The organism is Sulfurospirillum multivorans DSM 12446 (genome assembly GCF_000568815.1).
Lineage (GTDB): Bacteria > Campylobacterota > Campylobacteria > Campylobacterales > Sulfurospirillaceae > Sulfurospirillum > Sulfurospirillum multivorans.
The window spans coordinates 1-24,590 of sequence record NZ_CP007201.1 but is presented as its reverse complement, the minus strand read 5'-3'; the positions used below and the strand labels follow the sequence as shown (position 1 = coordinate 24,590).

The following is a 24,590-nucleotide window of genomic DNA, read 5'->3' as shown; positions in this document are numbered from 1 at the left end:
AGGGGGGAGTAGCTTTTAATAAGCTACTCTCTTAATATGGTTTATGGAAATATCCGCTAAATAATTGAAGACTATTTTTGATTGAGAACAGCGTAGTTCTTACAACCATTTTCTTCATGTAAGTCACATGATTTACCAAAAAACTCTTTGGCTTTTGAGTTACTTTGTTTTACACCTTTACCATTTTTATACATAATTCCAAGATTATAGCACCCCAGTGCGTCATTTCCATTACAGGCTTTAGTAGAAGGTTCAACAGCTTTAAAATAATCTTGTTTTACACCATTACCGAAAAGATACATAGTTGCAAGATTATAGCACCCAGTAGCGTCGTCACCATTACAGGCTTCAGTATAAAACTTAAAAGCTTTAAAATAATCTTGTTTTACACCTTTACCATTACTATACATAATTCCAAGGTTACGCTGAGCAAATGCCTGTCCTTGCTCAGCAGCTTTTGTATACCAAAAAAGTGCTTGTGCATAATCTTGTTTTACACCTTTACCATCGTAATATATACCTCCAAGATTTACTTGAGAATTTGTGTCTCCTTGCTCAGCAGCTTTTGTATACCAAGAAACTGCTTGTGTATAATCTTGTTTTACACCTTGACCATTACTATACATAATTCCAAGATTATGTTGAGCCATTGTGTCTCCTTGCTCAGCAGCTTTTGTATACCAAAAAAGTGCTTGTGCATAATCTTGTTTTACACCTTTACCATCGTAATACATAACTCCAAGATTAAATTGAGCCACTGTAAGTCCTTGCTCAGCAGCTTTTGTATACCAAAAAACTGCTTGTGCATAATCTTGTTTTATACCTTTACCATTACTATACATATATCCAAGATTAAATTGAACTTCTGCATTGCCTGATTGTTCCAATGGTTTTAAGAGAGCAAAAGCAGTTGCATAATCTTTTTTTGCACAAGCTTCAAGACCTCTTTCCAAGTCACCTGCAATAAGATTTATAGATAAAATGAACAATAGTAAGACAAAAACCTTTTTCATAAAAATCCTTTTTGTATTGTATTCATTAAATTCTTGGCAATGTATCTCTGATAACTTTATTTTTGGGGATGGTTTCTTCTTCTGCTGTTTCATAAATTTTTCTGTCTTTTTCAAATTCTTCTACATCATATAGGAATAACCCTTTTTGTCTCTCTTTGAAAAATTGAACCTCTAAATTTACGGAATAAGATCCTAGATAAGATTGAACTTTTTTTCCATTCCCATGATACCCATTTTTTAAATCAGTAAATTTTCTAAAGTCAGGATATTTATTAACCGTAAAACCATTTAAATTGTTAAATTCTTCATTAACAAAAGCAAAATATTTATAATTATTTGCTCTTGCATATAAAACAACTGAATCAACAACTTGAATAAAAGCTTTGTAAGGTTTATCTTCATACGGATATTTATTTTTAAAAATAATATAGCCATCATTCGTTTGAAAAACGGACACATCTTTTTCGTGCGGATTATTCGGAACAGAAATTAATTTTCCTGTTGTACAACCTGAAAATAATAAACCTATAATGGATAAAGCCATAATACTTAATAATGTTTTCATTTAGCTTCTCCCAATTTAATAAAATCTTTTATCTCTTCTTCTGTATAGACAGGCTGTTTATTTCCATTAAAGAAGAAGCTTTTTAGCTCTGTTGAACCATCTTTTAAAGTTATTTTGTGAAGTTCAATATACCGTTGATCTGCCCTGTTTTTATCAATTTGCTCTTGAATTGCTATAATAACGAATCCTACACCTGCACCTGTTAATCCACTGGCAACACCACCTGATAAACCCTGAGCTAATTGTGCAGCACCTTGTGAAAGTCCTTGAATTGCACCACCTGCTGTTCCAGCCAATAGTTTTTTTGCAATTTCTTGTCTGTATGACATATAGTCATCAAAGCTACCAAAAAAAATAGTCTCTTCTGAAATAATATTCTCTTGCTTATAATTATCTGTAGTATTAATTAAAAGCTTATAATCACCGAATAAAAACGGTGTTAACATAAAAAGCAAAAATACGAACTTTTTCATATTTATATCTCCTATTTTTAATAAAATATATTACTATCAAAATATTTAAGATTTAATTTAATATTATGAAATTAAGAGGGATTACCCCTTCTTAACATAAGGTTCACACCAAGAACCAACACTTACTCTTATAAAGTAATTCCATCCTGCATAATCTGCTCCCATATCCCCTGCATTTCTATCGTAATGTCTTCCACAATGTTTATAAATGATTTGAAGAATATCTTTAAAAATTTTACGAGCTAATCCTTTCCAATGGCTATCAATATGGCAATCGTTAACGTTAAAATAATCTCGTTTATCGTCTGTATAATAAATTTCTCCTTCTTTGGTTTTGTATTGTTTAAAATCAATATCACCCTCTTTTAAAATAACATTTACAACGCTGTAATCACGCATAGAAACGCTAAACTTCAATTCAGGATATAAAACCTTTAACTCTTTTTTAATCGCTCTTGTTGCTTCTGCTGTAACTGACATTTTTATCTCCTTGATAAGTTTGCTTTGTTTTGAAGATTTTTGAGGGTGGCTCTTTCTATGTTTTTGAATTTATAGAAAGAATCTCTCTTAATCTTCGTTTGTTTCGTCTCGTGAGTTTCTTCGGGCGTTTTATGATTGTAAATGACTGTAATATCTCTTGTAGAAAAATTAAATGTGTTTAAATTTTATGAAAGAGTATGAAGGTAAAGTGAAATGAATAAAAAGGTTGAAGGAACTCAAGAAAAAAAGAAGATGTAGATTTTTCAACTATAAAGACAAAAGTTTGTCCAGTTGTATAATATAAATATATTGGCTTGTTTTTATGTAATTGTAATTATAAAAAATGATTACAATTTTTTATGATTTATACCATTTTAGAAGTAAAAAAGGTATCATAGTGGGTGAAATACACTATGATACAAAGGAAAAAAACTATGATACAATCGCTATCCGCCAAAAATGTGGAAGCGTTGGAATCTCGTATTATAGGGCTTTTGAGGAACTTCCTTCGTGAGTCCCCCTCTGCCCGCCATTTTTGAATATTTCCCTTACGATTTCCTACATCCCACTTTTTAATTTTTCATAATTTTTACAAGCAATTGGGAGATTTTGATCGCATGCTTTTTTGAAAAGCTCAAGAGCTTGTTGTTTACTTTTCATAACGCCTTGTCCATCGCGGTACATTACGCCTAGATTGTAACAACTTTTTTCATAGCCTTGCTCGCATGTTTTTTGGAACAATCCAGATGCTTTGACGAAGTCTTTTTGGACGCCTTGACCTTTATAGAACATGAGTGCTAGGTTATAACATCCCCTAGTATGTCCACTTTCGCATGTTTTGGTGTAGAGTGAAACGGCTTTTGTCGCGTCTTGTTTTACGCCTTCGCCTTTATCGTACATCATCCCAAGGTTGTAGCAACTATCCATAAAGCCTCCATCGCATGCTTTGGTAAAGAGCGTAACGGCTTTTTGATCATCTTTAGTTACGCCAAGTCCTGCGTCATACATATTGGCAAGATTGTAGCATGCTTCGGCATTGCCACTCTCGCATGAGGTTTGAAAAGAGGCACTAGCACTGCCATAGTCACGCTTCTCATACGCGTTAATTCCATCCATCAAATCATCCGCATACGACAACGGCGCACAGAGTGCTAAAAAAGATAAAAGTTGTAAAAATTTTTTCATGGTAATTCCTTATTTGTATTTCCCTTTATAGGTTATTTCATCAAACAATAACTCTTCCATCAGCTCGGGGAAGGATCGCATGTTTAAAAAAATAGCCATGTTTTTGGCGATGAACATCGGGTTGTTGGCATTGGTGATGGAATGCATGAGCACTTCTTGATCTGCCTTACTGTAATGCTTAATAGCATAGATAAAATCTTTCACGCTCTCTTTAGCCACAGGGTCACTGGAGCGTTTTGGATATGCTGCTTGCAGGGTTTCAAAGTTCCACGTCGTTTGAGAGAAGACATCGCGCATGCTCTGACTGAAGAGGAACTCTTCAAAAACCTGTTTCATATCAAAGTCAATAATCAGGCTCGGTTTTGAATCACCGATAAAATAGATATTTTCACGTTGAATCACGCCACCGTAAATATTTTTTTCTTTATACGCATGAACAATGAAAACAGCTCTTTTACCAAGACGCTTGGTTACCACTTCACTGCTTTTCAACAGTTTCCATGAAAGCGGTTGGTACTCTTTGGGATCTTTGGTGCTTTTTAGAATATCGTCTCTGATCGCGTCTTGATAGACTTTTTCAACGCTTTTTTCGCCTACCACTTCGTGATTTTCTGTGCCACTACAGCCACCAAGGAAGCCTAAAACGATTAAACATGCCATCATCTCTCTTAGCATCACCTGACTCCTTTAAATTCGTTTCCACTTCATTCTATAACGGCATAACTTAAACCATTACAAGCCCAAAAAGTTAGGTAAGGAAACGCTTTACATGTAAGCCATTTTATGCTCTGTTTCCAGTCGCTAATTGCTGTTTTATCAGCGGTTTGATGCCGCCACTTTCTAAGATGTTCAGCACATATTCTGACATCGGTTCCGCGGTTGCGATGAGACTTTTTTCGAGGCGTATTTCGCCACTGTGAAGATCAAGACTCAAACGATCGCCTGTTTGGATCAGTTTTGAGATGTTAGGGCAGACAATGAGAGGAATGCCAAGGTTGATTGCATTGCGGTAAAAGATGCGCGCAAACGACTCTGCGATGATCGCGCCAATGCCAACAGCTTTGAGCGTAATAGCGGCATGTTCGCGACTACTGCCACACCCAAAGTTTGTCCCTGCAACGATAAAATCGCCTTTTTTGACTTTACATGTAAACTCGGGATCGGCGCCAAACATCGCGTATTTCGCGACATCTTCCACATCGGTAAACTCGACAAAACGCCCTGGGTAAATCTGATCCGTATCGACATTTTTGCCAAAGACAAAGGCATTGCCACTGAGTAATTTTTGCATTTTTTATCCTTTACATGTAAAGCGTAGGGTCGACGATTTCGCCCATCAAAGCTGCTGCGGCAACCGCTGCGGGTGAGCCTAAGAAAATCTCCGCTTTCGTGTCACCCATGCGCCCTGGAAAATTGCGATTGGTCGTGGTAATGCAGGTTTCACCCGAAGCGATCATGCCCTCATGCGTTCCCAAACAGGCGGCGCACCCAGGCGTGACAAAGGTCGCTCCCGCTTCGATCAATGTTTTCACATACCCTTTTTCCATCGCTTCGAGTAAAACGCCTTTGGAGGCAGGAACGATCACAAAACGTGTGCGCGGTGCGACTTTACGACCCTGCAAAATATGTGCCGCAATGCCGATGTCATCAGCTCTGCCGCCCGTACATGACCCCAAATAGGCTTGGTCGATGTGACGACCGATAAACTGACTCACATCAAAAACGTTGTCGACACTTGAAGGTGCGGCGAGTTGCGGTTTGAGGTTACTCACATCAAATGTGACTTCGTCCGCGTAAACAAAATCTTCATCGGTGTGGTAAATCTCATACGCCCGTGTCACTTTCTCTTCTAAAAACGCCATCGTGATCGCATCGGGTTGAATGTAACTGGCTTTGGCGCCCATTTCGGTGCTCATATTGCACAGTGCCATACGCTCGGAAATGCTTAAGTGCTCAAGCATAGAGCCTCCAAATTCAACCGCTTTGTAGACGGCATAATCCGCTCCAAGCGTGCCAATCGCGTGCAAGATCGCATCTTTGGCATACACCCCTTTGGGCAATTTTCCCTCAAAATTTATTTTTATGATTTCAGGCACCCTAAACCACAGCTTTCCTGTCGCTAAGATGATCGCCAAGTCCGTCGCTCCCACACCCGTTCCAAACGCACCAAACGCGCCGTGTGTTGTGGTATGCGAGTCCGTGATAACGACGATTTCGCCCGGATACGCTAAGCCTTTATCGGCTAAAACCTGATGGCAAACTCCTTGGTCGATGTCCATCAAAAGATCAATGCCTTGATCCCAGCAAAACTCTCGAAACTGCTTCTGATTCGTTGCTTGCGTGATGGTCGAAGCGGGTGCATAATGGTCTAAAAACATAATGACCTTACTTGGGTCATGCACCTTTGTGCCGCCCATCTCAAAAAAAGAGCGCAGGGTTTGAAGGTAGAGATCGTTGATGCCTGCCATATCAATCTCACAGTTGATAATTTCACCTGTTTTAACACTTCTTTTGCCTGCTTTTTTGGCTAATAATTTTTCAATCGCGTGCATGGTTCATCCTTTTGAGCCTGTATCGTTTTACATGTAATTCCCAAAAAGCGTTACATGTAAAACGAAATTGTTACTTTTCTTGAAAAAGATAGCCTTGTCATGCTATACTTAAATAAATACAGAATTATAAAGAGCATTTTATGATGAATCTTACCAAAATACAGATGTTACCCGCGCGCGAACAAGTCGCTTCGATCCTTCGCTCTTCCATCCTCACAGGCGGCATCAGCAAGGGTCAGTCTATCACCCTAGATAGTATCGGTGAGCAAGTTGGCATGTCTCGAACACCCGTTCGCGAAGCGTTTCAGATTCTTGCGAACGAAGGGCTCATCGAACTTCGCCAAAACCGTTGCGCCATCGTTAAGGGCATCTCGGAAGAGGCGATCAAAGACCATTACGAAATGCGCATCTTACTCGAAACCGAAGCGTTTAGACGCGCCTGCGCTAATATGAACGATCACATTCTTGAAGCGATCAAAAAGATCAACAAACAAGGGCAACGTGCCAAAGAAGCAGGCGATACGGAGGCGTATAATATCGCCAACCAAGCGTTTCACATGACCATCTGGGAAGCCGCGGGGAGTGAAAAACTCAAATCTTTTCTCGCTCTTTTGTGGAATGGTCTCTCCATGAACCGTCTGGTCACAGCGCAAGAGTACGCCGCTATTTCACTCGCTGAACACGACCAAATGGTCGAAAAACTGATTGAAAAAGATTATGAAGGGGCATGTAACATTATGCGCGAACATATCGTTCGCAGTATGAACAGCACCCTTTCTAATTTTAAATAACCTCAAGGCGCTTTTTAAAAGCGCCTTATCTTCTAGCTCTTGGCGATCATCGAAACAATCTGTTTGGCAGTATCTTTAAGCGCAACTTCTTTTCGTGCATGAAATGTCACTTTATTCGCTTCAAAAAGGTTATTTCCCTCTGTGTCGATCGAGATAATCAACGGACCAAACTCTTTGACTTTGAGTATCCAAAAAGCCTCTGGCATCCCAAATTCTGGCCACTCTTTACCTTCGATTTTTTCCACTTGCTCCGCAGCAACCACACCACAACCACCTGGGAAAACGGCATGCACAGCAAAGCTTTCTTTGCACCCTTGCGCCGTTTTTTCGCCCATGCCGCCTTTGCCTATGACCAATTTAACGCCCGTTTTGGCTAAAAACTCTTTTTCATAACGCTCCATGCGCATGCTGGTTGTGGGTCCAATAGAAACCATCTCCCAACCACCTTCCACGTCTCTCACAATCGGCCCTGCATGAAAAATGGCGATGCGATCCAACGGAAGGGAGGGCATGCTATTTTCTGCCACAACTCTACGGTGTCCTTCATCTCTGCATGTCACCAATGTGCCGCTCAAATAAACGATGTCTCCCACGCGAAGCGATGCAATATCTTCATCTTGAATCGGGGTTGTTAAAACTTTTTTCATAGACTCACTCCTGTGTGCGACACCACTTCGTACGCTAAATGTTCATCAAATCGAATGATGCCGTGACGATTTGCCCAGCATCCTACCGTGACACCCACACCCAAAACCGAAGGGTGGTGCGCCATGCCTTCAACATGGACTGCCATCACGCTGTTTTTCCCTGAAATACCCTGAGGTCCTAAACCAATCGCGTTTAGCCCTTCCTCGATGCTTTTTTCCATGGCTGCCGCTTTGGGGTGCGGATGAGAAGTGCCAATCGGTCTTAGCATCGCTTTTTTGGAGAGCTTCGCCGCAGACGTTGAACAGGTTCCAATCCCCACGCCCACGACAAGTGGTGGGCACGCATTAATACCCCAATCGACAATCGTATCAAAGACAAATTTCATCGCACCCTCATAGCCCGCAAGGGGAGGTAAAACGATGCTACGACCTGGAAGCGAACAACCACCTCCTGCTTGATACACTTCGATCTCGACGTTGGTACTATCATCCACGATCTCCCACTCGATAAAGGGCACATCCGTTCCTACATTGGTTCCTGTGTTTTTTTCATCAAACACTTCGACTGCATTGAGGCGCAAGGGTGCACTTTTTGTTGCACTAATCGTCGCTTCCCTTAAAATGCTTCGTAGTTTTCCTAGCAGAGGAAAGCGAGAGCCTGAACGCACAAAAAACTGAATCACACCTGTATCTTGACACGTCGGGCGATTTAGCTTTTTGGCTTTATCCATATTTTCAAACATCACATCGTAAATCGCTTTGGCTAAGGGCGCTTCCTCTTGTGTTCTAAGTTCTGTGAGCTTTTTCATCACATCATCGGGCAGCTCTTTGGAGACAATGTCGATGAATTTTCCTAAAATCGCTACTAGCTTTGCTTCTTCTTCACATGTAGACATCGTCTACCTCCTGTTATTAAAACCGTTTGATCTCTTTTTTGTAATATGTGATATTTTATCACCGTTAATTGTAGGCAAAGCGGGCTTAAACTAATCTAAGAAGAGCATTCGTCTCAAATGAAGCTTACATGTAAAGCAAAAACACCAAAGGTGCGCCCCGTTTTTTCAAGGAAATTTCGTTGTGAACTTTGCTTTCAAAACAGCTTAAACGCTCTGTTAACAAATCTTTTTACCTTCTGCAACCTTTACATGTAAACAGGTATGTTAACAGAGGATTTAAACTTTTACCCTATAATGTGCGCACACTAATCTAAAGAGAACTTCATGTCCCACACACTTACCGAGCGTCAAATTGTCTTAACCCTTGCAAGCCTTGCTGCCATTACCCCTTTATCGATTGATATGTATCTACCCGCGTTTCCTATCATTGCGAAAAGCCTTCAAACCTCTATCCCCAATGTCGAAATCAGCTTAAGCCTTTTCTTTTTTGGTATGGCAATGGGACAGCTTTTTGGCGGTCCCATTTCGGATGCGTACGGCAGACGTCCGATGATCATCATTGGGCTTATTTTATTTGGTATCAGTAGCCTTTTGCTCTCGTTTACCGACAGCATCGAAATGTTTTGGATCTTAAGAGCGATTCAATCCTTTGGTGGAGGCATCGCCACGGTCAATGTTTCCGCCATTGTGCGTGATATGTTCGAGGGCAAAGAGAGTGCGCGCATCTTCTCCATGATCGCGATGGTGATGCTGATGGCACCTTTGATCGCTCCAACGATGGGCTCGTTAGTCCTCAAATTTTTTGACTGGAACATCATCTTTATATTTTTAAGCCTTTACACCCTTTTTGCGCTCGGTTTTTACCTCTTCCGTTTTCCTTCTGTGAAGCAAGAACGAGTCAAAGTCACACCGATTCAGAACTATAAAACCGTGCTTAGCCATAAAATGGCGATGGTTTTTATCGTCTCTCAAATTCTCTCTTCTTCAGGGATGTATACGTTTATCACCTCTTCATCCTTCATCTATATGGAACATTTTCATGTCAGCTCAGGTCAATTTGCACTTTTTTTCGCGCTTAATGTCACCACACTGATGATCGTGGGAAGGATCAACGCATGGCTTGTCAAATACAAAGACCCTCTTGTTCTGCTTCGCATTGGTATGAGCGCTCAAGCACTCATTGGCATTGCGTTGTTTGCCTGCCAAGATCAGAGTATTTACGTTCTTTTTCCCCTCATTGGACTCTACATTGGTACGCTAGGGCTCATTTTTGGAAATTCTGTCTCTTTATCCTTGGAGTTTTTCCCAAGCATCAGCGCTTCGGCCAATGCCATCATCGGTGTTTTGCAGTACAGTGTGGGAGCCCTCATGGGGTTTACCGCAAGTTTTTTGCACGATGCAACACTCTTTCCCATCACGGGTGTGATGATGGTGGTCAGCGTATGTGGCGCAACGCTGTTACTTTTGGGAAGTAGAGGCTACATTCCGCATCATGGAAGCTAACGAGAAGAATTTTTTCTCGTTAGCTCATACTATTTTGCGGCTTTTTTCGCTTCGTTTATCCAGCCTTGAAAGATTTTTTCATGTCCTTTTATCCACGATTGCGCGTGACGAACAATGTCTTCTTCACTGTTTTCACCTTTACTAATCAGCATGTTTTCAGCACTAATGTCATTGATATTCAACGTTGCAACTTCAAATAACTTAGCCACCACAGGATTTTGTGTCGCGACATCGCCATTGGCTACAATTTTCATAGCGTTAACATTAAAGCCATAATTTTGACCATTACTTAATGCCGTATCTTTGGTAATTGGATGCGCACTCTTCGTTACTTGAAGCCATACAGTATCTTTTCCTGGAACTAAAATACCACTGACCCAATACGGTGTCCATGTATAATATAAAATTGGTTTACCTTGTTTGTATCGTGCAATGGTTTCAGCAATAATTGCCGAATACTCACCTTGATTGTGTTTAATCGTATCTCTAAGACCAAATGCATCGAGTTGAAATTCGATTACTTTTTCACATCCCCAACCTGGATTACATCCTGCCAAGTCAGCTTTTCCATCATTATTGCTATCAAATAATTTCGCGATTTTAGGGTCTTTGAGATCGTTAATGTATTTGATATTATATTTTTCAGCTGTTTTTTTATCAATCAAATAACCTTGTGCACATCCTGAGACATACGTTCCTTTACGATACATCTCTTTCTCTCCACCTGCTTTTTCAAACATAGCATCATGCAGTGGTGTCCAATTGACCGATGTATAATAAATATCTTTTGATGTTTTATTTTGAGAAATCGTTTGATAAATGACTGCGTAAGCGACTTCATCAATGGGTAAAACGTCATATCCCAATGCTTTAAGCGCCTCATTGATAATGACCGTTTGAAATTTCTCCTCAGAAATAGGACTATGCATGGAATGCACTTTAACACCTTTGCCTGGTAAATCTGCTGCAACACTGATGCTGCTAAAGAGCATCGTGCAAACAATACCTAGAAGCCCTTGCTTGAGTACGTTAATCATGTTTTCTCCTTTGTTTTAAGATGGTGGTATAAACAAAGCCTATGAGCCCTTTTTCATACCACGCAAAATGCGCATGGAGGGTATCTTTCTCTCCCAGTGCTTGGGTAATGCGATCTAGCACAATGGCTAAAAGAACAATTCCCACACCACCAATAGAGGCTAACCCCACATCAAGTCTTCCAATACCGCGAAGTACCATCTGTCCAAGGCCTCCCACGGCGATCATAGAGGCAAATACCACCATAGAGAGTGAGAGCATCAATGTTTGGTTCATACCCGCCATAATGGTTGGCATGGCAACGGGAAGCTGTACTTTAATCAGCATCTGCCAAGGCGTTGCTCCAAAACTTCGTGATACTTCAATCAAATCCTCAGGCACTTGCCTAATACCAAGATTGGTAAAGCGGATCAATGGGGGAAGAGCGAAAATAATGGTCACCACAACACCGGGGACATTGCCGATGCCAAAGAGCATCACAACCGGAACCAAATAGACAAACGCCGGTGTCGTTTGCATTGCATCCAAAACGGGTCTAAGCATCAAAGAAGCTCTATCGTTACGTGAAACCCAAATACCGATAGGCAGTCCTATCGCTACGCAGAAGAAGAACGAGGTAAACACCAAAGAGAGGGTAACCATCGCTTCGCTCCACGCACCAATTAAGCCAATAACAATAAGCGAAATAAATGTTCCAATCGCAATTTTACGCCCTGCAAATTGCCATGCAATCAACGTTACGACGACAATAAAAATGGTTGAAGGAACAAATTGAAAAAAATCTCCAATCGTACGTAATACCACATCAATGGGAACACGAATGGATTGAAAGACATGGCGAAAATGCTCCACTGTCCATGCTAAACCTGATTCGACATAGCGATCTAAAGGGAAAAATGTCTCTTTAAAAGGATGTAGCCAATCAAATGAAACCGTAGGATCAGCAACGGATGTGTCAATAAGCCAATCTTCTTGTGCGATGGGCGCTTCTGCCCATGGATTTGCTGCTGTATCATTCATTGTCATCCTCCCCATGGTAGTCCAATGCTTTTAAAAGGGTCGCTTTTGAAATGGCGCCTATGTATTTTTGATTTTTATCGACAACGGGCACAGAGTAGCGCGTACTTGCCACAATGCCAACAATATCATTTAAACATGCCGTACCATCAATCGTTGGAATCTCTTTTAAAAAGGCAACATCAATGCTTTCTCGTTTAGGTTTTTCACGCAAACTATCCACCGATACAATGCCTAAAAAACGTTTTCTTCGATCCACAATATAGGCAAATTCACGATCATGTTCTTTTAAAATCTGCAGTGCCTGCAGTGTGCCTTGTCCATCTTTTTGAATCATTGTGACTTGTTGATTACTGGCAATATCTTTGGCTGTAATCACCCCTCCCACATTAACACCTTTAAAGAAAGAGCGCACGTATTCGTTAGCAGGGTTTTTTAAAATCTCATCAGGACTTCCGATTTGCACGACGGTGCCACCTTCCATAATAGCAATGCGATCGCCTAATTTCATAGCCTCATCTAAATCATGCGAGATAAAAACGATGGTGCGCTCTTGCTCACTTTGAAGCTTAAGTAGTTCATCTTGCATCTCACTACGAATGAGCGGATCAAGTGCAGAGAAGGCTTCATCCATCAAAAGGACATCGGGGTTATTGGCTAATGCTCGTGCCAATCCAACACGCTGTTGCATACCACCACTCAGAGAATCAGGATACGTATGAACGTAATCGATCAATCCTACTTGAGCAAGTGCTTCTTTGGCTTTGATATAGCGCTCAACTTTAGCCATACCTCCAAGTTCTAACCCAAAAGCAGCATTATCAAGCACATTAAGATGGGGTAAAAGAGCAAAGGATTGAAAAACCATACTCATTTTAGTTCTTCGAACGGCTCTGAGTTCTGAGTGATTCATAATGGCAATATCTTCGCCATCAATTAAAATAGAACCGCTTGAGGGTTCAATCAAACGGTTAAACAGTCGAACCAATGTCGACTTGCCTGATCCTGATAAACCCATGATAACAAATATTTCACCTTTGTATATTTGAAAACTAGCGTTATTAACACCAATTGTTTGAGCAGTACGTCTGAAAATTTCCGCTTTGTCCATACCTTTTTTTAAAAGAGTAAGTGCTTTTTTGGGTGAATTTCCGAAAATTTTATAGACATTTTTTAGCTCAATTTTAACCTCTTTCATTCTAACTCCTAAGGTAAAATTAAGTAAATAGAGATAACTTTCTCCTTTTAGCTTAGCAAAAGAGAATTAAAGGAAGCTAAAATTTTAGCATATTCTTAAAATAATCTTAAGTTTTATGACCTTTAAAAGGGTCATGAGGTACTATGGGGTGGTACTTTAGGAAGTTTTAAGGATATAAGTAGAAAAATAGTTTTTTTGTGTAAATTTGTAACATAAAATAGCTATTTAGGGCTAAAAATCTTTTGAATGATCTTTTTATCGACGGTTGATAGTGCTAAGTTTTCAATTTCTTCCTCTGTAAAATAGCCATCCACGTTTACATGTAAAGCGTCATCATGAATGATTTCCAGTTCGAGTTTAAAATGGCTGTAGGTGTGAGAAACGCTTCCAAGGCTGTGTGCCGTGTTTGGCTTTTCATCGATCTGAACAAATCCCCAAAGTCCATGAAGCAGTCTCTCTTTGCGCTGAATAAGCCCCAATTTTCCCTCTTGGAAAACAACCAAAGCAAAACGTTTTTTTGTTGGAACTTTGGCTTTTTTAACCGCTTTTGGATAGTTTTCGGGGGCATCTTTACCTTTACATGTAAACGCAAGAGGGCATGCCAAACAGTTCGGATTTTTGGGTGTGCAGATCATTGCACCGATGTCCATCATCGCTTGATTATGTTCATACGGATGCTTTACGGCTAAAAGTTTCCACGCCTTTTCCCACAGCGCTTTTTCATCTTTTGTACTGAGTGCAAAGTAGCGACACAAAACGCGCTTCACATTGGCATCCAAGATAGGAAGCGCTTGGTGGTACGCAAAAGAGCAAATCGCATGTGCTGTGCTTTTCCCAATGCCTTTAAGCCCGCCAAGCTCTTCAGGATTTTGAGGCAAAATACCTTTACATGTAAGCGCGGTATGGTGAAGATTTCGAGCTCTGGTGTAGTAGCCGAGTCCTTCCCACATTTTTAAAACATCATCGAGCGGCGCATCTGCCACGCTTTGAAGGGTAGGAAAACGCTCCAAAAAAGGAAAGTAAAAGCGCTCCAAAACCGTTTTGACTTGGGTTTGTTGCAGCATGATTTCACTGAGGTATATTGTGTACGCATCGTTGGTTTGGCGCCACGGAAGATCATGACGACCGTTTTTAGCGTACCAATCTAAAAGTAATTTTTGAGCTTCATTATACATACGAAAGTGTATCTAAATGTCAATTAGACTCAAGCGGTGATGATGCAGTTTCTTCCACTGTTTTTCGCTTTATATAAAGCATTATCAGCATCTCGTATCAGTTGTTCGGGGTCATCTTCGTGTTTAGGAATGGTGCGGCTTATGCCAAAACTCATTGTAATGGGCGCTAGAACAACACCGTGAACACAATTATGGTGGATGTTTTTAAGGTTATCTTGAATGATTGTGCAGAGTTGATATACCACCGTTTGATCGGTGTCGCATAAAACGATAATAAACTCTTCACCGCCATACCGTGCTACAAAGTCGATCTTTTTAGGCGAAGAGAGTTGTATTGCTTTGGCGATCTCTTTTAGCACCAGATCACCAACAAGATGCCCATGCGTATCGTTAATTTTTTTAAAATAATCGATATCGCACATCACAAGAGAGATAGCACTACGTTGCTGCTTTGCAACTTCCCAATTCATTTGAAAATACTCCTCAAAATATCTTCTATTGGGTAGTTCAGTCAAGTCATCGATGGTGGATAAACGCTTGAGTTGTTTATTGGCTTTTTCTAACTCTTTTGTTCTTTTTTTAACTTGTTTATCAAGAGTTTCATTGACTTTTTGAAGCTCTTTTTCTGCATTTTTTAATTGCGTAAATTCTCTTGAAATACCAAATATTCTTACATTTCCACTACGCTCATCTGTGACAGGTAAAATGGTTGTATTCCAAAATCTCTCGCCCGTATGATCGATAATAGCGCTCTCATTGTATGTAATGGGTTTATTTAACGCAATACATTGAGTGTAGTTATCGGCTATCATTTTAAATGTTACTTCATCAAATATATCTTTTAATTTTATGCCATTCATTTGATGTTTTTCGAGATGAAACGTCTTTTCTAGAACAGCATTACACGCCTCAGTGACAAAATCACCATCACTGTCTATTGCAACGATGAACATGTTATCACTTGAATTGTTCCACAGTGTACGAAAGAGAAGAAGCTCTCCACTTAAAGAGCTGGAAAAAGTGTACTCATGCTCTACCATAATTGTAAATCCATCTGTTTAGTTACGCAATAGTATACACCAAACATAACAAAATTATCTCACTAAAATTAAACCAAAAATTAGTGCATTGCACGCAAAAAAATCATTTAGCTCAAACACCAATTGATGGGCTTTTTGCCTTTACATGTAAGGTACTCATTACTTTTTGAAAAAGGCTTAGAGCCAAAAAAACCACGGTACGAAGAGAGCGGGGAAGGGTGAGGAGCACGTAAAATGAGATGTTTTTTACTATCAATCAGACTGGCTTTGGCTCCTGCAGGAGAGCCCCAAAGAATAAACACCAAATGCTCTTTTTGAGCGCTCAGTGTCTTAATTACAGCGTCCGTAAAGTTTTCCCAACCCTGTCCACGGTGAGAATTGGCTTCACTGGCACGCACGGTTAAAACGGTGTTGAGTAAAAAAACACCTTGTTTTGCCCATGCAGTTAGATTGCCACTTTTGGGAATCGCACACCCCAAATCATCGCGTAATTCTTTAAAAATATTTTGAAGGGATGGCGGATGCTGAATTCCATCTTGTACCGAAAAAGAGAGCCCGTGTGCCTGATGGGCTCCATGGTATGGGTCTTGCCCCAAAATGACCACTTTAACGCTCTCAAAAGGGGTATTATCAAACGCCGCAAAGATATTGGCTCCGCTGGGATAAACCGTATAGTTTTTTTTCTCTTCCACCAAAAAGCTTTTTAACGCCTCAAAATAGGGCTTTTGAAACTCTACATGTAAAACATTTTTCCAACTCGCTTCAATTTTTGGATCAACCATGAATATCCTCTGTGTTTTTTAAGAATGTTTGGGTAAAATACGCTTCGCCTTCTTCTAGACCTGTGCAATGTCTTTTAAGAGTAACGCTTCAGGGTGGGAACACAGCAGAGCGCTTTTTTTAGGTGTGTGCCGCAGTCATCTGGGAGAGGGTTTTTTACACTACACCCTAAACTCCCAAATACGTTTCAATTTCCAACGCCAATTGATAAAAATCAGCATTGCCCATTTGCCCTTTTTCTTTCAACTTCCCACGAATATACTCTTTGCCTTGAATCAACTCTTTAGACTTCACGCCATGCGAAATAGAAAGCGTTGCTTCGATAAATGCGGCTATCCTGTCGCAATTTTTTAGCGCTTCGCCATCAATGGCGTTGTATTTATCTTCATTATAGGCACTCAAATCTTCGACAATTTCAATGCCAGTGTGATTGATTTTATTGAGGAATTCATTTTTTTGATTGTCGCCATAGAGTCCCAAAAGATATTTGAAACTTGAAACCAAATTATCGGGTAAAAACGGCAGAATTTCCTCTTCAATCATCTTAATTTCAAACTCACTGATGATGTCATCAAGCCCACTGACGGAGTATTTGACGGGTGAAATAATGTCACGAGTGAGCGCTTCGGGAAAGTCATGAAAAAGAGCACAAAAGAAGTTGTTTTCAAGACGTTTGTCGCACGCATTGATCGAACGTGAATAGAAATAACCCAAAATGGCGACAATCAGCATATGCCCAAGCACGGAGGTTTCAGGAATGCGAGGCGTTTGCGCCCACCGTTTTTGAAAACGAAGTCGCCCACTAAGATCAACGATCTTAGAGATTTTTTTATTCATCGCCATTTTACGAACCCCAATGAGCTCATAATAATCTTCAATTTCCTCTTCCACTGCCTCTTTGACACGGTCAATATTGTTAAGAAATTGACTGGTTTGATAGACAATCAAAAATTCCCAACGTGTCGCCATATACGAAGCCGCTTTAAGGATGAAACGCTCTTTTTTATACATAGAGCTGTCATTTAAATAACTCTTAAAACGCTCATAAAACGCGCCATCTTCGATGTCACTGAGCGAATCATAGAGTTGAGCCAGTACCCATGTATTGATCTCTTTCTCTTTTTTTTGAAGTGCCTTACGAAAGACATCGGGGCGAATGTCGGTAACCACAACGCGACGCAAAAATTCAAAGATACCCGCTTCGATCATCGTGACCATATTGATGCTATCTTTTTCTTCCATTTGCGCTAAAAAATAGGCGATGATAAATTTGTGCGCCTGTTTATCAAGCTCGACGAGTTCCACCATGCGAGGGTAATCGTTCCAGCGTTGAATTGAAGCTGCTCCAAAGAACTGCTCAATGAGTTTTGGACTTAACATGCGCTTTCGTTTCGTACCTGTTTTGAGTCAATTTCAATCACCGTATGCACATTGCCTCGTGGATTAAAATCCGCCACCACTTTGAGCCATTTTGGCTTGAGCTTGGAATCTAAAAGATCATAAATTTCATTGGCACTGTTTTCGTGGCTGATGTTGCGGTTCATAAAGCTGTTAATGTAAAGCTTGATCGCTTTAAGTTCTACAACAAAGCCATTCGGAATATAATCAATATAAATCGTCGCAAAATCAGGATAACCACTGCGTGGGCACAGACAACAAAACTCTGGCAATGTCAGTTTAATCACATAGTTTTTTTGATGCTGATTGGGCCAAATTTCCAAATCTTTTTCAACATCAAATTCTTTAATAATTTGTTCACCGTATTTCATAAAATATCTCCTACTATTTGTTCTAAATTTTTAGGTTTTGAGATACAAAACCCTTGGATAAAATCAGGCCTAATCTCTTTTATTTTTTCCAAAAGTGCCTCTTTATCCACGAATTTTACCATACTTTGAATGTGAAGCGTTTGGATGAGTTCCACATAATGTAAAAGAAGCTGTTGGTATTTTGGATCTTCGATTTTTTTGGTAAATTCAATGTCAAACTTTACCAAATCAATCGGCAAATGTTTCAGATACTCAAACCCGCAGTTGTTGCCTCCAAAATTACCAAGTGCTATTTTAAACCCAACCTCTTGGTAACTCTCAATGATTTCTCTAAATCGGTGCATATTTTCATAACTTTTTTGCTCTGTTATCTCAAGAATAAAACGGTGTGGATCAATCTTGTGTTGGCTAAGAAGCGTTAAAAGATAGCGTTTAAAACTGAGATTTCGCAGGGTCACGGGGGAAATCTCAACACTAAAAAGCAGCTCTTTTTGAAGTAAAGGTTCTATCTCTTCGACCAAAAGTTCAAACACTTTTTCATCGAACGCCATCTCATAACCCGTATGGTTTACAATGCGCTGAATTTGTTGTTTTGAGAGCGATCCATAGATGTGTGATTCCATGCGAATAAGGACTTCTAAAATGCTGATCTGCTCTGTTTGAAGGCTGAGAGAGGGTTGGTATTTGAAAAAAAGCTGATGCTGTTTGATCGCTTCATCGATAATCATGTGAAATTGATTGAGTTTGATGTGAGGTGTCGTCTCTTCACTCTTTTTTTGCTCTTCAATCAGCATTAAAAGTCGCTCAATGAGGTTATGTGTATCGCTATCATACGCAGCACTTAAGAGTGAAAAAGCCACTTTGATTTCAATATTGGAAATACCCACATTTTGAACGCTTTTGGTGAAAATCGTTAAAAGATGGCGAAGCTCTTTATGTGGATGTTTGAGATAAAGCAAAAAACTATCACTGCTGTAACGCCCAATCGCAACTTTTTTAAAACGGTGTTCTCTTAGAAAAAATTCCAATTTTTGGATAAATTGCCTTAAAACAAGATCTCCATTATTAATACCATACCGCTCATTTATGTCGCTTAAATTGTTTACATGTAAAAAGATAACGGCGGTATTTTCCCGATCGTTAATTTTTTTAATTTTCGCGATAATTTCGGCTCTCGTGAATGTTTTAGTGATCGGGTCAATCAACGAAGTCTGAAATCCATAATAGATAAGATAGACCGTATAATAAACATAAATGGGGATCAATAAAATCAGAAGAATAAAGTTAATGGACGTATGTGGAAAGAGCTGATACGAGTGAAAAAAAATGCCAATGAGAAGTAGGAGAGGAAACACGATTTTAAGGGCGGTTATAAATCGGTTTTCTCTCTCCTTGATCTCAGAATAGAGCATTAAACGTCCAAGTGTTTTACATCTTTGGCATGATCTTGAATGTATTGGCGACGAGGCTCAACTTCATCTCCCATAAAGAGTGTAAAGGTGTCACTAGCAGCTTCAGCATCATCGACTTTAACTTGTAACAATCGTCTGTTTTCAGGATTCATCGTGGTTTCCCAAAGTTGCTCTGGGTTCATCTCACCAAGACCTTTGTAACGTTGAATATAAGCGCCTTTTTTAGCATTTTTTTCAATTTCGTCCAAAACTTCAACAGGATCACGTCCGTCAAAAACATCAAAATCACGCTCTTGAATTTTAGAATAAATATACAGTGCCTCTTCATACAGTGGGTTCGTATAAAATGTCTCATCCAAAAGAAGCTCTTCCAAACCATCTTTGGTTTGAATAAACAGATGAATACTCTCATCGTTGAGGTAATGGTTCAAAATATTGTACCCAAGGGCTGTGATAAATCGTTCAATTTCTGTAAAGAGTTTATCGGTTGGAAGCGTGATCAAATCAGGGTTTTCAATCAAATAACGAATCACTTCGATCATAGAAAAGCGTTTTTCAAGCTCTTTTAAAATACCACGATACGCAGAAATAATTTTAAAGAAATCAATTAAATCAGGTGTTCCAACACCTTCAATCGCAATGTTATCGATACCTGATTCAATTAAAAAGGTATTCATTTCAGTGTCATCTTTGAGATAAATCTCTTTTTTACCTTTTTTGTAACGATACAAAGGTGGCTGTGCCAAATAGACATACCCATTGTCCACAACAGGACGTAAAAAACGGAATAAAAAGGTTAAAAGCAGTGTTTGAATATGGCTACCATCAACGTCCGCATCGGTCATGATGATGAGCTTGTGATAGCGAAGTTTTTCTTCATTAAACTCTTCACCAATGCCACAGCCTAAAGCAGTGATCATATTTTTAATCTCTTCGGATTTTAAAATTTTGTCCAAACGGCTTTTTTCAACGTTCAGAATTTTACCTTTAAGTGGCAAAATCGCTTGGAAAACACGGTCCCTTCCTTGTTTAGCAGAACCGCCCGCACTATCGCCCTCTACGAGGTAAAGTTCACAAATAGAAGGGTCTTTACTTTGACAATCCGCTAATTTTCCAGGAAGTGTACCGATACTCATTGCATCTTTACGTCTGGTTAAATCTCTTGCATTTTTAGCCGCTTCACGTCCACGTGCTGCTGCAAGTGCTTTGTTCATAATGGCTTTAGCTTCGATTGGGTTTTCTTCAAAGTATTTAACCAGTTGCTCATACACCAATTTTTGAACGATTGGTTTTACGTAAGAGCTTCCTAGTTTTCCTTTGGTTTGACCTTCAAATTGAGGCTCAGGCACTTTAACGCTGACAATCGCGATCAAGCCCTCACGAACATCATCACCTGTAATTTTGACGTCTTTTTCTCTTACACCTGCATTGAGACTAATATAACCCGTAATGGCACGCGTTAAACCCGCACGAAATCCACTTTCATGCGTTCCACCATCAATGGTTTTGATGTTATTGACAAAAGAGAAGAGAATTTCACTATACGTTGAGTTGTACATCATCGCAACATCAACTTCAACATCTTCAATACTAGCAGTATAGTGGACAGCATCCGCTACTTTTTCTTTTTTATTGAGATCCAAAACAAACTGTTTGATACCACCTTCAAAATGGTACACTTCAACGCGTCCGTCTCTTTGATCTTTGAGTTCAATCGTAATTTTTGGATTAAGGTAGGCAAGCTCTTTAAAACGTGTTTGTAAAATTTCAAATTGAAACTCAGTGGTTTCAAAAATAGTAGAATCTGGCCAAAATTCGATCATGGTACCCGTGCGATTCGTTGTTTTAACCACATCAAGAGGTGTTTGAGGAATACCAGCAGCAAACTCTTGACGGTGTTCATTGCCTTCACGTTTAATGGTCGCAACCAGTTTTGATGAAAGTGCATTCACAACCGAAACACCTACACCGTGCAAACCACCACTGACTTTATACGTATCTTTATCAAACTTTCCACCTGCGTGAAGAACGGTTAAAACAACCGTAGCTGCTGACATATTTTCGCCCTCATGCCAACCCACAGGAATACCACGACCGTTATCAACAACAATACATGAGCCCTCACGTGTCAATTCAACTTTAATGAGATCACAATAGCCCGCCATTGCTTCATCGATAGAGTTATCAACCACTTCATAAATAAGATGGTGAAGACCATTAATGTTGGTATCACCGATATACATACCTGGACGTTTTCGTACTGCTTCAAGGCCTTTTAAAACTTTAATATTGTCTGCACCGTAAGTACTCATATTTTCTCCACTTCTTTATTATCTTTTTGTATTGGTTTCTTAGATCATAATTGGCATAACAATGGTTGTAAAATTATCACTCTCTAACGTGAAAGGAAGACCACTGTCATTGAAACCTAAGGTAAAGTTACTATTTTCGATATTGGATAAAAAATCTAAAATATAACGACTGTTAACTGCAAGGTAAATGTCACTATCAAGCCCCGTTTTAAACTCAATTTCTGTTTTGGCTTCAATATTATCATCGTTCAAACTCTCAAAAACTATTTTTTCAGGTTTAAAAGTGATTTTAATTTCAGGAGAGATGATTGAGATCTGTTTAATAGAATCCACCATCGATTCACGACTGAGTAAAATTCTATAGTTTTTATTTTTAGGAATGATGCGTTGATAGTCTGGGAATTTTCCATTGATCAGTTTGGTATAAAATGTAAAATGAGCCGATGAAGCAATGAGCGTGTTTTCATCGTAAAAAATTTCAATGGTATCAAAAAAGAGTTTTTGAATTTCGCTGATCGCTTTTTTAGGAATAATCAATGTAAAGTTATGTTCGGTCGGCTGTTCAAGTTGCACGATTGCCAAACGTTTGGTATCGGTTGCGACTAAATTGATGCTGTTGTCTTTAATATCAATTAAAGAGCCATTGAGTTCAAATTTAGGGTTATTGCTATCAATGGCAGGAGCTATCTTTTTAATGGAGCGAACGAGTGTGTTGCTGTTGATGTCAAATTTGGGCTTAGCGTCAATTTGAGGGAAGGGTGGGAAATCTACTGGGTTAAGCATCGGAAGTTTAAATTTGGAGCTATTCTGTTTGATATAGAGGTAATCATTGATGGTTTCTAAAATAACTTCGTCATCTTTTAAACTTTTGATAATATCGAGAAGTTTTTTACCATTAGCGGTTGCATTTCCTGCTGTGATGATTTTGACTTCAGGTGTGTGGTAGCATAAACCAATCTCATAATCGGTTGCTTTGATGACAAATTGACTCTCTTCAGTAATGAGTAAAACATGGGATGTTATCTGACTCAAATCCTTTTTTTCTAAATAGGGTTGAATGTTGAGTAACATGTTTTCTAAAATGCTCTTTTTTATCGAAACCTTCATAGAGTCTCCTTTTTTATTATTTAATTTAAAATAGATGAAGTAGTAGAATGGGATGAAATTGTGAAAACATCAACATTATACCTCAAACTAGGGATTATTGGCGTGAAAGATGCGTCAAGGGTTTTTCACATCTCGTCACATTTATCATCAAAACTTTTTACATCTGCTTGGTTAAAATTTTATTTTTTAGATCTTCAACTTTGAGTTTAAAGGACTCATTGGTCTCAATAATTTCGTTAATTTTCTTAATATTGTGTGAAACGGCTGTATGATCTTTCATTCCAAAATAGGTTGCAAGTGAAGGCATAGAATTTGGAGTAAGGGTACGTGCCAAATAAATACCAATACGTCTGGCTTCCACAATATTTTTACTGCGTTTGGTTGATTTGATTTCGCTTGGTTTAATATTGAGATCTTTAGCGATGATTTGAATAATATCTTCAAGGCTAATGTTTTCACGGCGCTCTTTAATCTGCTCACGCATCACGTTTTTTGCAAAATCAAGGGTAATTTCTTGACGCATCAGCGACGCATAGGCATTAAGGTTGATAATAGCACTCTCAATTTCACGAATATTATCGCCCATATTGGCAGCAATGTAATTGACAATGTCGCTGTTAAGATTGATACCATCGAGTTCACACTTCTTTTTAATGATCGCAATTTTAGTTTCCAATTCAGGCAAGCCAATATCGGCAATCAAACCCCATTCAAAGCGACTTTTAAGACGATCTTCAAGTCCATTGATCATTTTTGGTGGTTTATCAGAAGTTAAAACGATCTGTTTACCCGCAGAGTGAAGTTCATTAAAAGTATGAAAGAACTCCTCTTGCGTTTGAATTTTATTGGATAAAAATTGAGTATCGTCAATGAGCAAAACATCACAACTACGGTACTTTTCACGAAATCTGTCCATGGATTGGTTGCGAAGATTGTAGGTGAAATCATTCATAAACTGCTCAATCGTCGCATAAATAACGATTTTACCTCTGCCTTGAACATAATTGCCGATGGCATGAATAAGGTGGGTTTTACCAAGTCCCGTAGGACCGTAAATGAAAACAGGATTGTACATGACACCGGGTTTTTCTGCAATGGATTTAGCGGCAGTGTAGGCGTATTGATTGGAGCTTCCTACGACAAAACTATCAAACGTGTAAGATGGGTTTAAAATAGTGTTTTTGGTGTTTTTAATCGCATCAATCATCTCAACAGGGGTTGATTTCACTTTAGTGGTTTTAAGATGCTCTTTGAGGACAATTTTGATCTCAGGTTTTTTACCCGTCTTGAGTTCAAACAGATGGGCAATTTTATCGGAGTATTTTGTTTTGACCCAATTAGCGATCAAAATGTTAGGAGCAAGAAAAACCATTTGATCCGAATTGGAGGCTTTTTCGTGGAATTTAAGTTGTTTAATATAGCGATCATATTCTTGTGAAGAGATCTCTTCTTTTAAAAGTTCTATGATGGTATCTGCTAGCAAACATACTCCTTAAAAAAGTCTTCACCCTGTGAATATCATGTGAATAAGTTTGTTTTATTTTATCTAAACTATTATTAGTTATATGTTAAAGAGGGTATGGGTATAATGTGAAAAAAGTTATTCACCCTGTGAACAAAGCTGTGAATAAAGGATAAAA

Annotated in this window: 24 protein-coding genes and 1 other RNA gene; 3 read left to right on the top strand and 22 right to left on the bottom strand. The window is 39.3% G+C overall.

Features of this window, described 5'->3' with window-relative positions; all coding sequences use genetic code 11:
• Positions 1 to 71 precede the first annotated feature (71 nt).
• The 8 genes from SMUL_RS00120 to SMUL_RS00085 form a co-directional block, all read right to left on the bottom strand.
• Positions 72 to 1,013, bottom strand: a complete 942-nt coding sequence (locus SMUL_RS00120) for an SEL1-like repeat protein (RefSeq protein ID WP_025343238.1) — start codon at positions 1,011 to 1,013, stop codon at positions 72 to 74.
• Between the two features lie 25 nt (positions 1,014 to 1,038).
• Positions 1,039 to 1,578, bottom strand: a complete 540-nt coding sequence (locus tag SMUL_RS00115; RefSeq protein WP_025343237.1) for a hypothetical protein — start codon at positions 1,576 to 1,578, stop codon at positions 1,039 to 1,041.
• Entirely contained in the window at positions 1,575 to 2,051 is a 477-nt protein-coding gene (locus tag SMUL_RS00110; protein WP_025343236.1) for a hypothetical protein, read from the bottom strand. The genes SMUL_RS00115 and SMUL_RS00110 overlap by 4 nt, the downstream gene beginning before the upstream one ends.
• A gap of 81 nt (positions 2,052 to 2,132) precedes the next feature.
• Positions 2,133 to 2,531, bottom strand: coding sequence for an LPD29 domain-containing protein (locus tag SMUL_RS00105; RefSeq protein WP_025343235.1), 399 nt, complete (start codon positions 2,529 to 2,531; stop codon positions 2,133 to 2,135).
• 558 nt (positions 2,532 to 3,089) lie between these two features.
• Entirely contained in the window at positions 3,090 to 3,716 is a 627-nt protein-coding gene (locus SMUL_RS00100) for a tetratricopeptide repeat protein (protein ID WP_025343234.1), read from the bottom strand.
• A 9-nt stretch (positions 3,717 to 3,725) separates the two neighbouring features.
• The gene (locus tag SMUL_RS00095; protein WP_148295252.1) at positions 3,726 to 4,394 is read right to left on the bottom strand and encodes a hypothetical protein; all 669 of its coding nucleotides are present in this window, start codon (positions 4,392 to 4,394) and stop codon (positions 3,726 to 3,728) included.
• Positions 4,395 to 4,497: 103 nt separating this feature from the next.
• The gene (locus SMUL_RS00090; protein WP_025343232.1) at positions 4,498 to 5,007 is read right to left on the bottom strand and encodes a LeuD/DmdB family oxidoreductase small subunit; all 510 of its coding nucleotides are present in this window, start codon (positions 5,005 to 5,007) and stop codon (positions 4,498 to 4,500) included.
• Positions 5,008 to 5,017: 10 nt separating this feature from the next.
• Positions 5,018 to 6,268: a 3-isopropylmalate dehydratase large subunit gene (locus tag SMUL_RS00085; protein ID WP_025343231.1), complete on the bottom strand. Its 1,251-nt coding sequence runs from the start codon at positions 6,266 to 6,268 to the stop codon at positions 5,018 to 5,020.
• Between the two features lie 140 nt (positions 6,269 to 6,408).
• Between SMUL_RS00085 and SMUL_RS00080 the strand changes: the two genes are divergently transcribed.
• The gene (locus tag SMUL_RS00080; protein WP_025343230.1) at positions 6,409 to 7,059 is read left to right on the top strand and encodes a GntR family transcriptional regulator; all 651 of its coding nucleotides are present in this window, start codon (positions 6,409 to 6,411) and stop codon (positions 7,057 to 7,059) included.
• A gap of 32 nt (positions 7,060 to 7,091) precedes the next feature.
• Here SMUL_RS00080 and ttdB read toward each other — a convergent pair whose 3' ends face one another.
• Together ttdB and ttdA are read right to left on the bottom strand one after the other, a co-directional pair.
• On the bottom strand, positions 7,092 to 7,706 hold the full coding sequence (gene ttdB, locus SMUL_RS00075) for a L(+)-tartrate dehydratase subunit beta (RefSeq protein ID WP_025343229.1): 615 nt from the start codon (positions 7,704 to 7,706) through the stop codon (positions 7,092 to 7,094).
• Positions 7,703 to 8,602 (bottom strand): L(+)-tartrate dehydratase subunit alpha, encoded by a 900-nt coding sequence (gene ttdA, locus SMUL_RS00070; protein WP_025343228.1) that lies wholly within the window; start codon positions 8,600 to 8,602, stop codon positions 7,703 to 7,705. Before ttdA ends, ttdB begins: the two co-directional genes overlap by 4 nt.
• Positions 8,603 to 8,926: 324 nt before the next feature.
• Here ttdA and SMUL_RS00065 point away from each other — a divergent pair, with 324 nt between their 5' ends.
• Complete coding sequence (locus tag SMUL_RS00065) at positions 8,927 to 10,105, top strand: multidrug effflux MFS transporter (RefSeq protein WP_025343227.1); 1,179 nt, start codon at positions 8,927 to 8,929, stop codon at positions 10,103 to 10,105.
• A 29-nt stretch (positions 10,106 to 10,134) separates the two neighbouring features.
• Here SMUL_RS00065 and proX read toward each other — a convergent pair whose 3' ends face one another.
• The 6 genes from proX to SMUL_RS00035 all read right to left on the bottom strand — a co-directional run bounded on the left by proX (position 10,135) and on the right by SMUL_RS00035 (position 16,352).
• The gene (gene proX / locus SMUL_RS00060) at positions 10,135 to 11,142 is read right to left on the bottom strand and encodes a glycine betaine/L-proline ABC transporter substrate-binding protein ProX (RefSeq protein ID WP_025343226.1); all 1,008 of its coding nucleotides are present in this window, start codon (positions 11,140 to 11,142) and stop codon (positions 10,135 to 10,137) included.
• On the bottom strand, positions 11,135 to 12,160 hold the full coding sequence (gene proW / locus SMUL_RS00055) for a glycine betaine/L-proline ABC transporter permease ProW (RefSeq protein ID WP_025343225.1): 1,026 nt from the start codon (positions 12,158 to 12,160) through the stop codon (positions 11,135 to 11,137). The genes proX and proW overlap by 8 nt, the downstream gene beginning before the upstream one ends.
• Positions 12,153 to 13,355 carry a glycine betaine/L-proline ABC transporter ATP-binding protein ProV gene (proV, locus tag SMUL_RS00050; protein ID WP_025343224.1) on the bottom strand — a complete coding sequence of 401 codons (1,203 nt, stop codon included), beginning with the start codon at positions 13,353 to 13,355 and terminating at the stop codon, positions 12,153 to 12,155. The genes proW and proV overlap by 8 nt, the downstream gene beginning before the upstream one ends.
• 221 nt (positions 13,356 to 13,576) lie before the next feature.
• Entirely contained in the window at positions 13,577 to 14,530 is a 954-nt protein-coding gene (gene mutY / locus SMUL_RS00045; protein ID WP_051492654.1) for an A/G-specific adenine glycosylase, read from the bottom strand.
• A 29-nt stretch (positions 14,531 to 14,559) separates the two neighbouring features.
• Entirely contained in the window at positions 14,560 to 15,570 is a 1,011-nt protein-coding gene (locus tag SMUL_RS16440) for a sensor domain-containing diguanylate cyclase (protein ID WP_025343222.1), read from the bottom strand.
• A gap of 107 nt (positions 15,571 to 15,677) precedes the next feature.
• Complete coding sequence (locus tag SMUL_RS00035) at positions 15,678 to 16,352, bottom strand: uracil-DNA glycosylase (RefSeq protein ID WP_025343221.1); 675 nt, start codon at positions 16,350 to 16,352, stop codon at positions 15,678 to 15,680.
• A gap of 51 nt (positions 16,353 to 16,403) precedes the next feature.
• Between SMUL_RS00035 and ffs the strand changes: the two genes are divergently transcribed.
• An RNA gene (ffs, locus tag SMUL_RS16900) (signal recognition particle sRNA small type) lies at positions 16,404 to 16,501 on the top strand.
• 17 nt (positions 16,502 to 16,518) lie between these two features.
• On the opposite strand, the gene SMUL_RS00030 is transcribed toward ffs, so the two are convergent.
• The 6 genes from SMUL_RS00030 to dnaA form a co-directional block, all read right to left on the bottom strand.
• Positions 16,519 to 17,730 (bottom strand): HD domain-containing protein, encoded by a 1,212-nt coding sequence (locus SMUL_RS00030; RefSeq protein WP_025343220.1) that lies wholly within the window; start codon positions 17,728 to 17,730, stop codon positions 16,519 to 16,521.
• Positions 17,724 to 18,119, bottom strand: coding sequence for a preQ(1) synthase (gene queF / locus SMUL_RS00025; protein WP_025343219.1), 396 nt, complete (start codon positions 18,117 to 18,119; stop codon positions 17,724 to 17,726). The genes SMUL_RS00030 and queF overlap by 7 nt, the downstream gene beginning before the upstream one ends.
• The gene (locus SMUL_RS00020; RefSeq protein WP_025343218.1) at positions 18,116 to 19,531 is read right to left on the bottom strand and encodes an EAL domain-containing protein; all 1,416 of its coding nucleotides are present in this window, start codon (positions 19,529 to 19,531) and stop codon (positions 18,116 to 18,118) included. The genes queF and SMUL_RS00020 overlap by 4 nt, the downstream gene beginning before the upstream one ends.
• On the bottom strand, positions 19,531 to 21,843 hold the full coding sequence (gene gyrB / locus SMUL_RS00015) for a DNA topoisomerase (ATP-hydrolyzing) subunit B (protein WP_025343217.1): 2,313 nt from the start codon (positions 21,841 to 21,843) through the stop codon (positions 19,531 to 19,533). Before gyrB ends, SMUL_RS00020 begins: the two co-directional genes overlap by 1 nt.
• Before the next feature lie 39 nt (positions 21,844 to 21,882).
• Entirely contained in the window at positions 21,883 to 22,950 is a 1,068-nt protein-coding gene (dnaN, locus tag SMUL_RS00010; RefSeq protein ID WP_025343216.1) for a DNA polymerase III subunit beta, read from the bottom strand.
• Positions 22,951 to 23,107: 157 nt separating this feature from the next.
• Complete coding sequence (dnaA, locus tag SMUL_RS00005; RefSeq protein WP_025343215.1) at positions 23,108 to 24,433, bottom strand: chromosomal replication initiator protein DnaA; 1,326 nt, start codon at positions 24,431 to 24,433, stop codon at positions 23,108 to 23,110.
• Positions 24,434 to 24,590: the final 157 nt, after the last annotated feature.

Bases quoted from the DNA above. Each gene is read 5' to 3' on its own strand.
- SMUL_RS00120 (WP_025343238.1), bottom strand. From the start codon at position 1,013: ATGAAAAAGGTTTTTGTCTTACTATTGTTCATTTTATCTATAAATCTT.
- SMUL_RS00115 (WP_025343237.1), bottom strand. From the start codon at position 1,578: ATGAAAACATTATTAAGTATTATGGCTTTATCCATTATAGGTTTATTA.
- SMUL_RS00110 (WP_025343236.1), bottom strand. From the start codon at position 2,051: ATGAAAAAGTTCGTATTTTTGCTTTTTATGTTAACACCGTTTTTATTC.
- SMUL_RS00105 (WP_025343235.1), bottom strand. From the start codon at position 2,531: ATGTCAGTTACAGCAGAAGCAACAAGAGCGATTAAAAAAGAGTTAAAG.
- SMUL_RS00100 (WP_025343234.1), bottom strand. From the start codon at position 3,716: ATGAAAAAATTTTTACAACTTTTATCTTTTTTAGCACTCTGTGCGCCG.
- SMUL_RS00090 (WP_025343232.1), bottom strand. From the start codon at position 5,007: ATGCAAAAATTACTCAGTGGCAATGCCTTTGTCTTTGGCAAAAATGTC.
- SMUL_RS00085 (WP_025343231.1), bottom strand. From the start codon at position 6,268: ATGCACGCGATTGAAAAATTATTAGCCAAAAAAGCAGGCAAAAGAAGT.
- SMUL_RS00080 (WP_025343230.1), top strand. From the start codon at position 6,409: ATGATGAATCTTACCAAAATACAGATGTTACCCGCGCGCGAACAAGTC.
- ttdB (WP_025343229.1), bottom strand. From the start codon at position 7,706: ATGAAAAAAGTTTTAACAACCCCGATTCAAGATGAAGATATTGCATCG.
- ttdA (WP_025343228.1), bottom strand. From the start codon at position 8,602: ATGTCTACATGTGAAGAAGAAGCAAAGCTAGTAGCGATTTTAGGAAAA.
- SMUL_RS00065 (WP_025343227.1), top strand. From the start codon at position 8,927: ATGTCCCACACACTTACCGAGCGTCAAATTGTCTTAACCCTTGCAAGC.
- proX (WP_025343226.1), bottom strand. From the start codon at position 11,142: ATGATTAACGTACTCAAGCAAGGGCTTCTAGGTATTGTTTGCACGATG.
- proW (WP_025343225.1), bottom strand. From the start codon at position 12,160: ATGAATGATACAGCAGCAAATCCATGGGCAGAAGCGCCCATCGCACAA.
- proV (WP_025343224.1), bottom strand. From the start codon at position 13,355: ATGAAAGAGGTTAAAATTGAGCTAAAAAATGTCTATAAAATTTTCGGA.
- mutY (WP_051492654.1), bottom strand. From the start codon at position 14,530: ATGTATAATGAAGCTCAAAAATTACTTTTAGATTGGTACGCTAAAAAC.
- SMUL_RS16440 (WP_025343222.1), bottom strand. From the start codon at position 15,570: ATGGTAGAGCATGAGTACACTTTTTCCAGCTCTTTAAGTGGAGAGCTT.
- SMUL_RS00035 (WP_025343221.1), bottom strand. From the start codon at position 16,352: ATGGTTGATCCAAAAATTGAAGCGAGTTGGAAAAATGTTTTACATGTA.
- SMUL_RS00030 (WP_025343220.1), bottom strand. From the start codon at position 17,730: ATGTTAAGTCCAAAACTCATTGAGCAGTTCTTTGGAGCAGCTTCAATT.
- queF (WP_025343219.1), bottom strand. From the start codon at position 18,119: ATGAAATACGGTGAACAAATTATTAAAGAATTTGATGTTGAAAAAGAT.
- SMUL_RS00020 (WP_025343218.1), bottom strand. From the start codon at position 19,531: ATGCTCTATTCTGAGATCAAGGAGAGAGAAAACCGATTTATAACCGCC.
- gyrB (WP_025343217.1), bottom strand. From the start codon at position 21,843: ATGAGTACTTACGGTGCAGACAATATTAAAGTTTTAAAAGGCCTTGAA.
- dnaN (WP_025343216.1), bottom strand. From the start codon at position 22,950: ATGAAGGTTTCGATAAAAAAGAGCATTTTAGAAAACATGTTACTCAAC.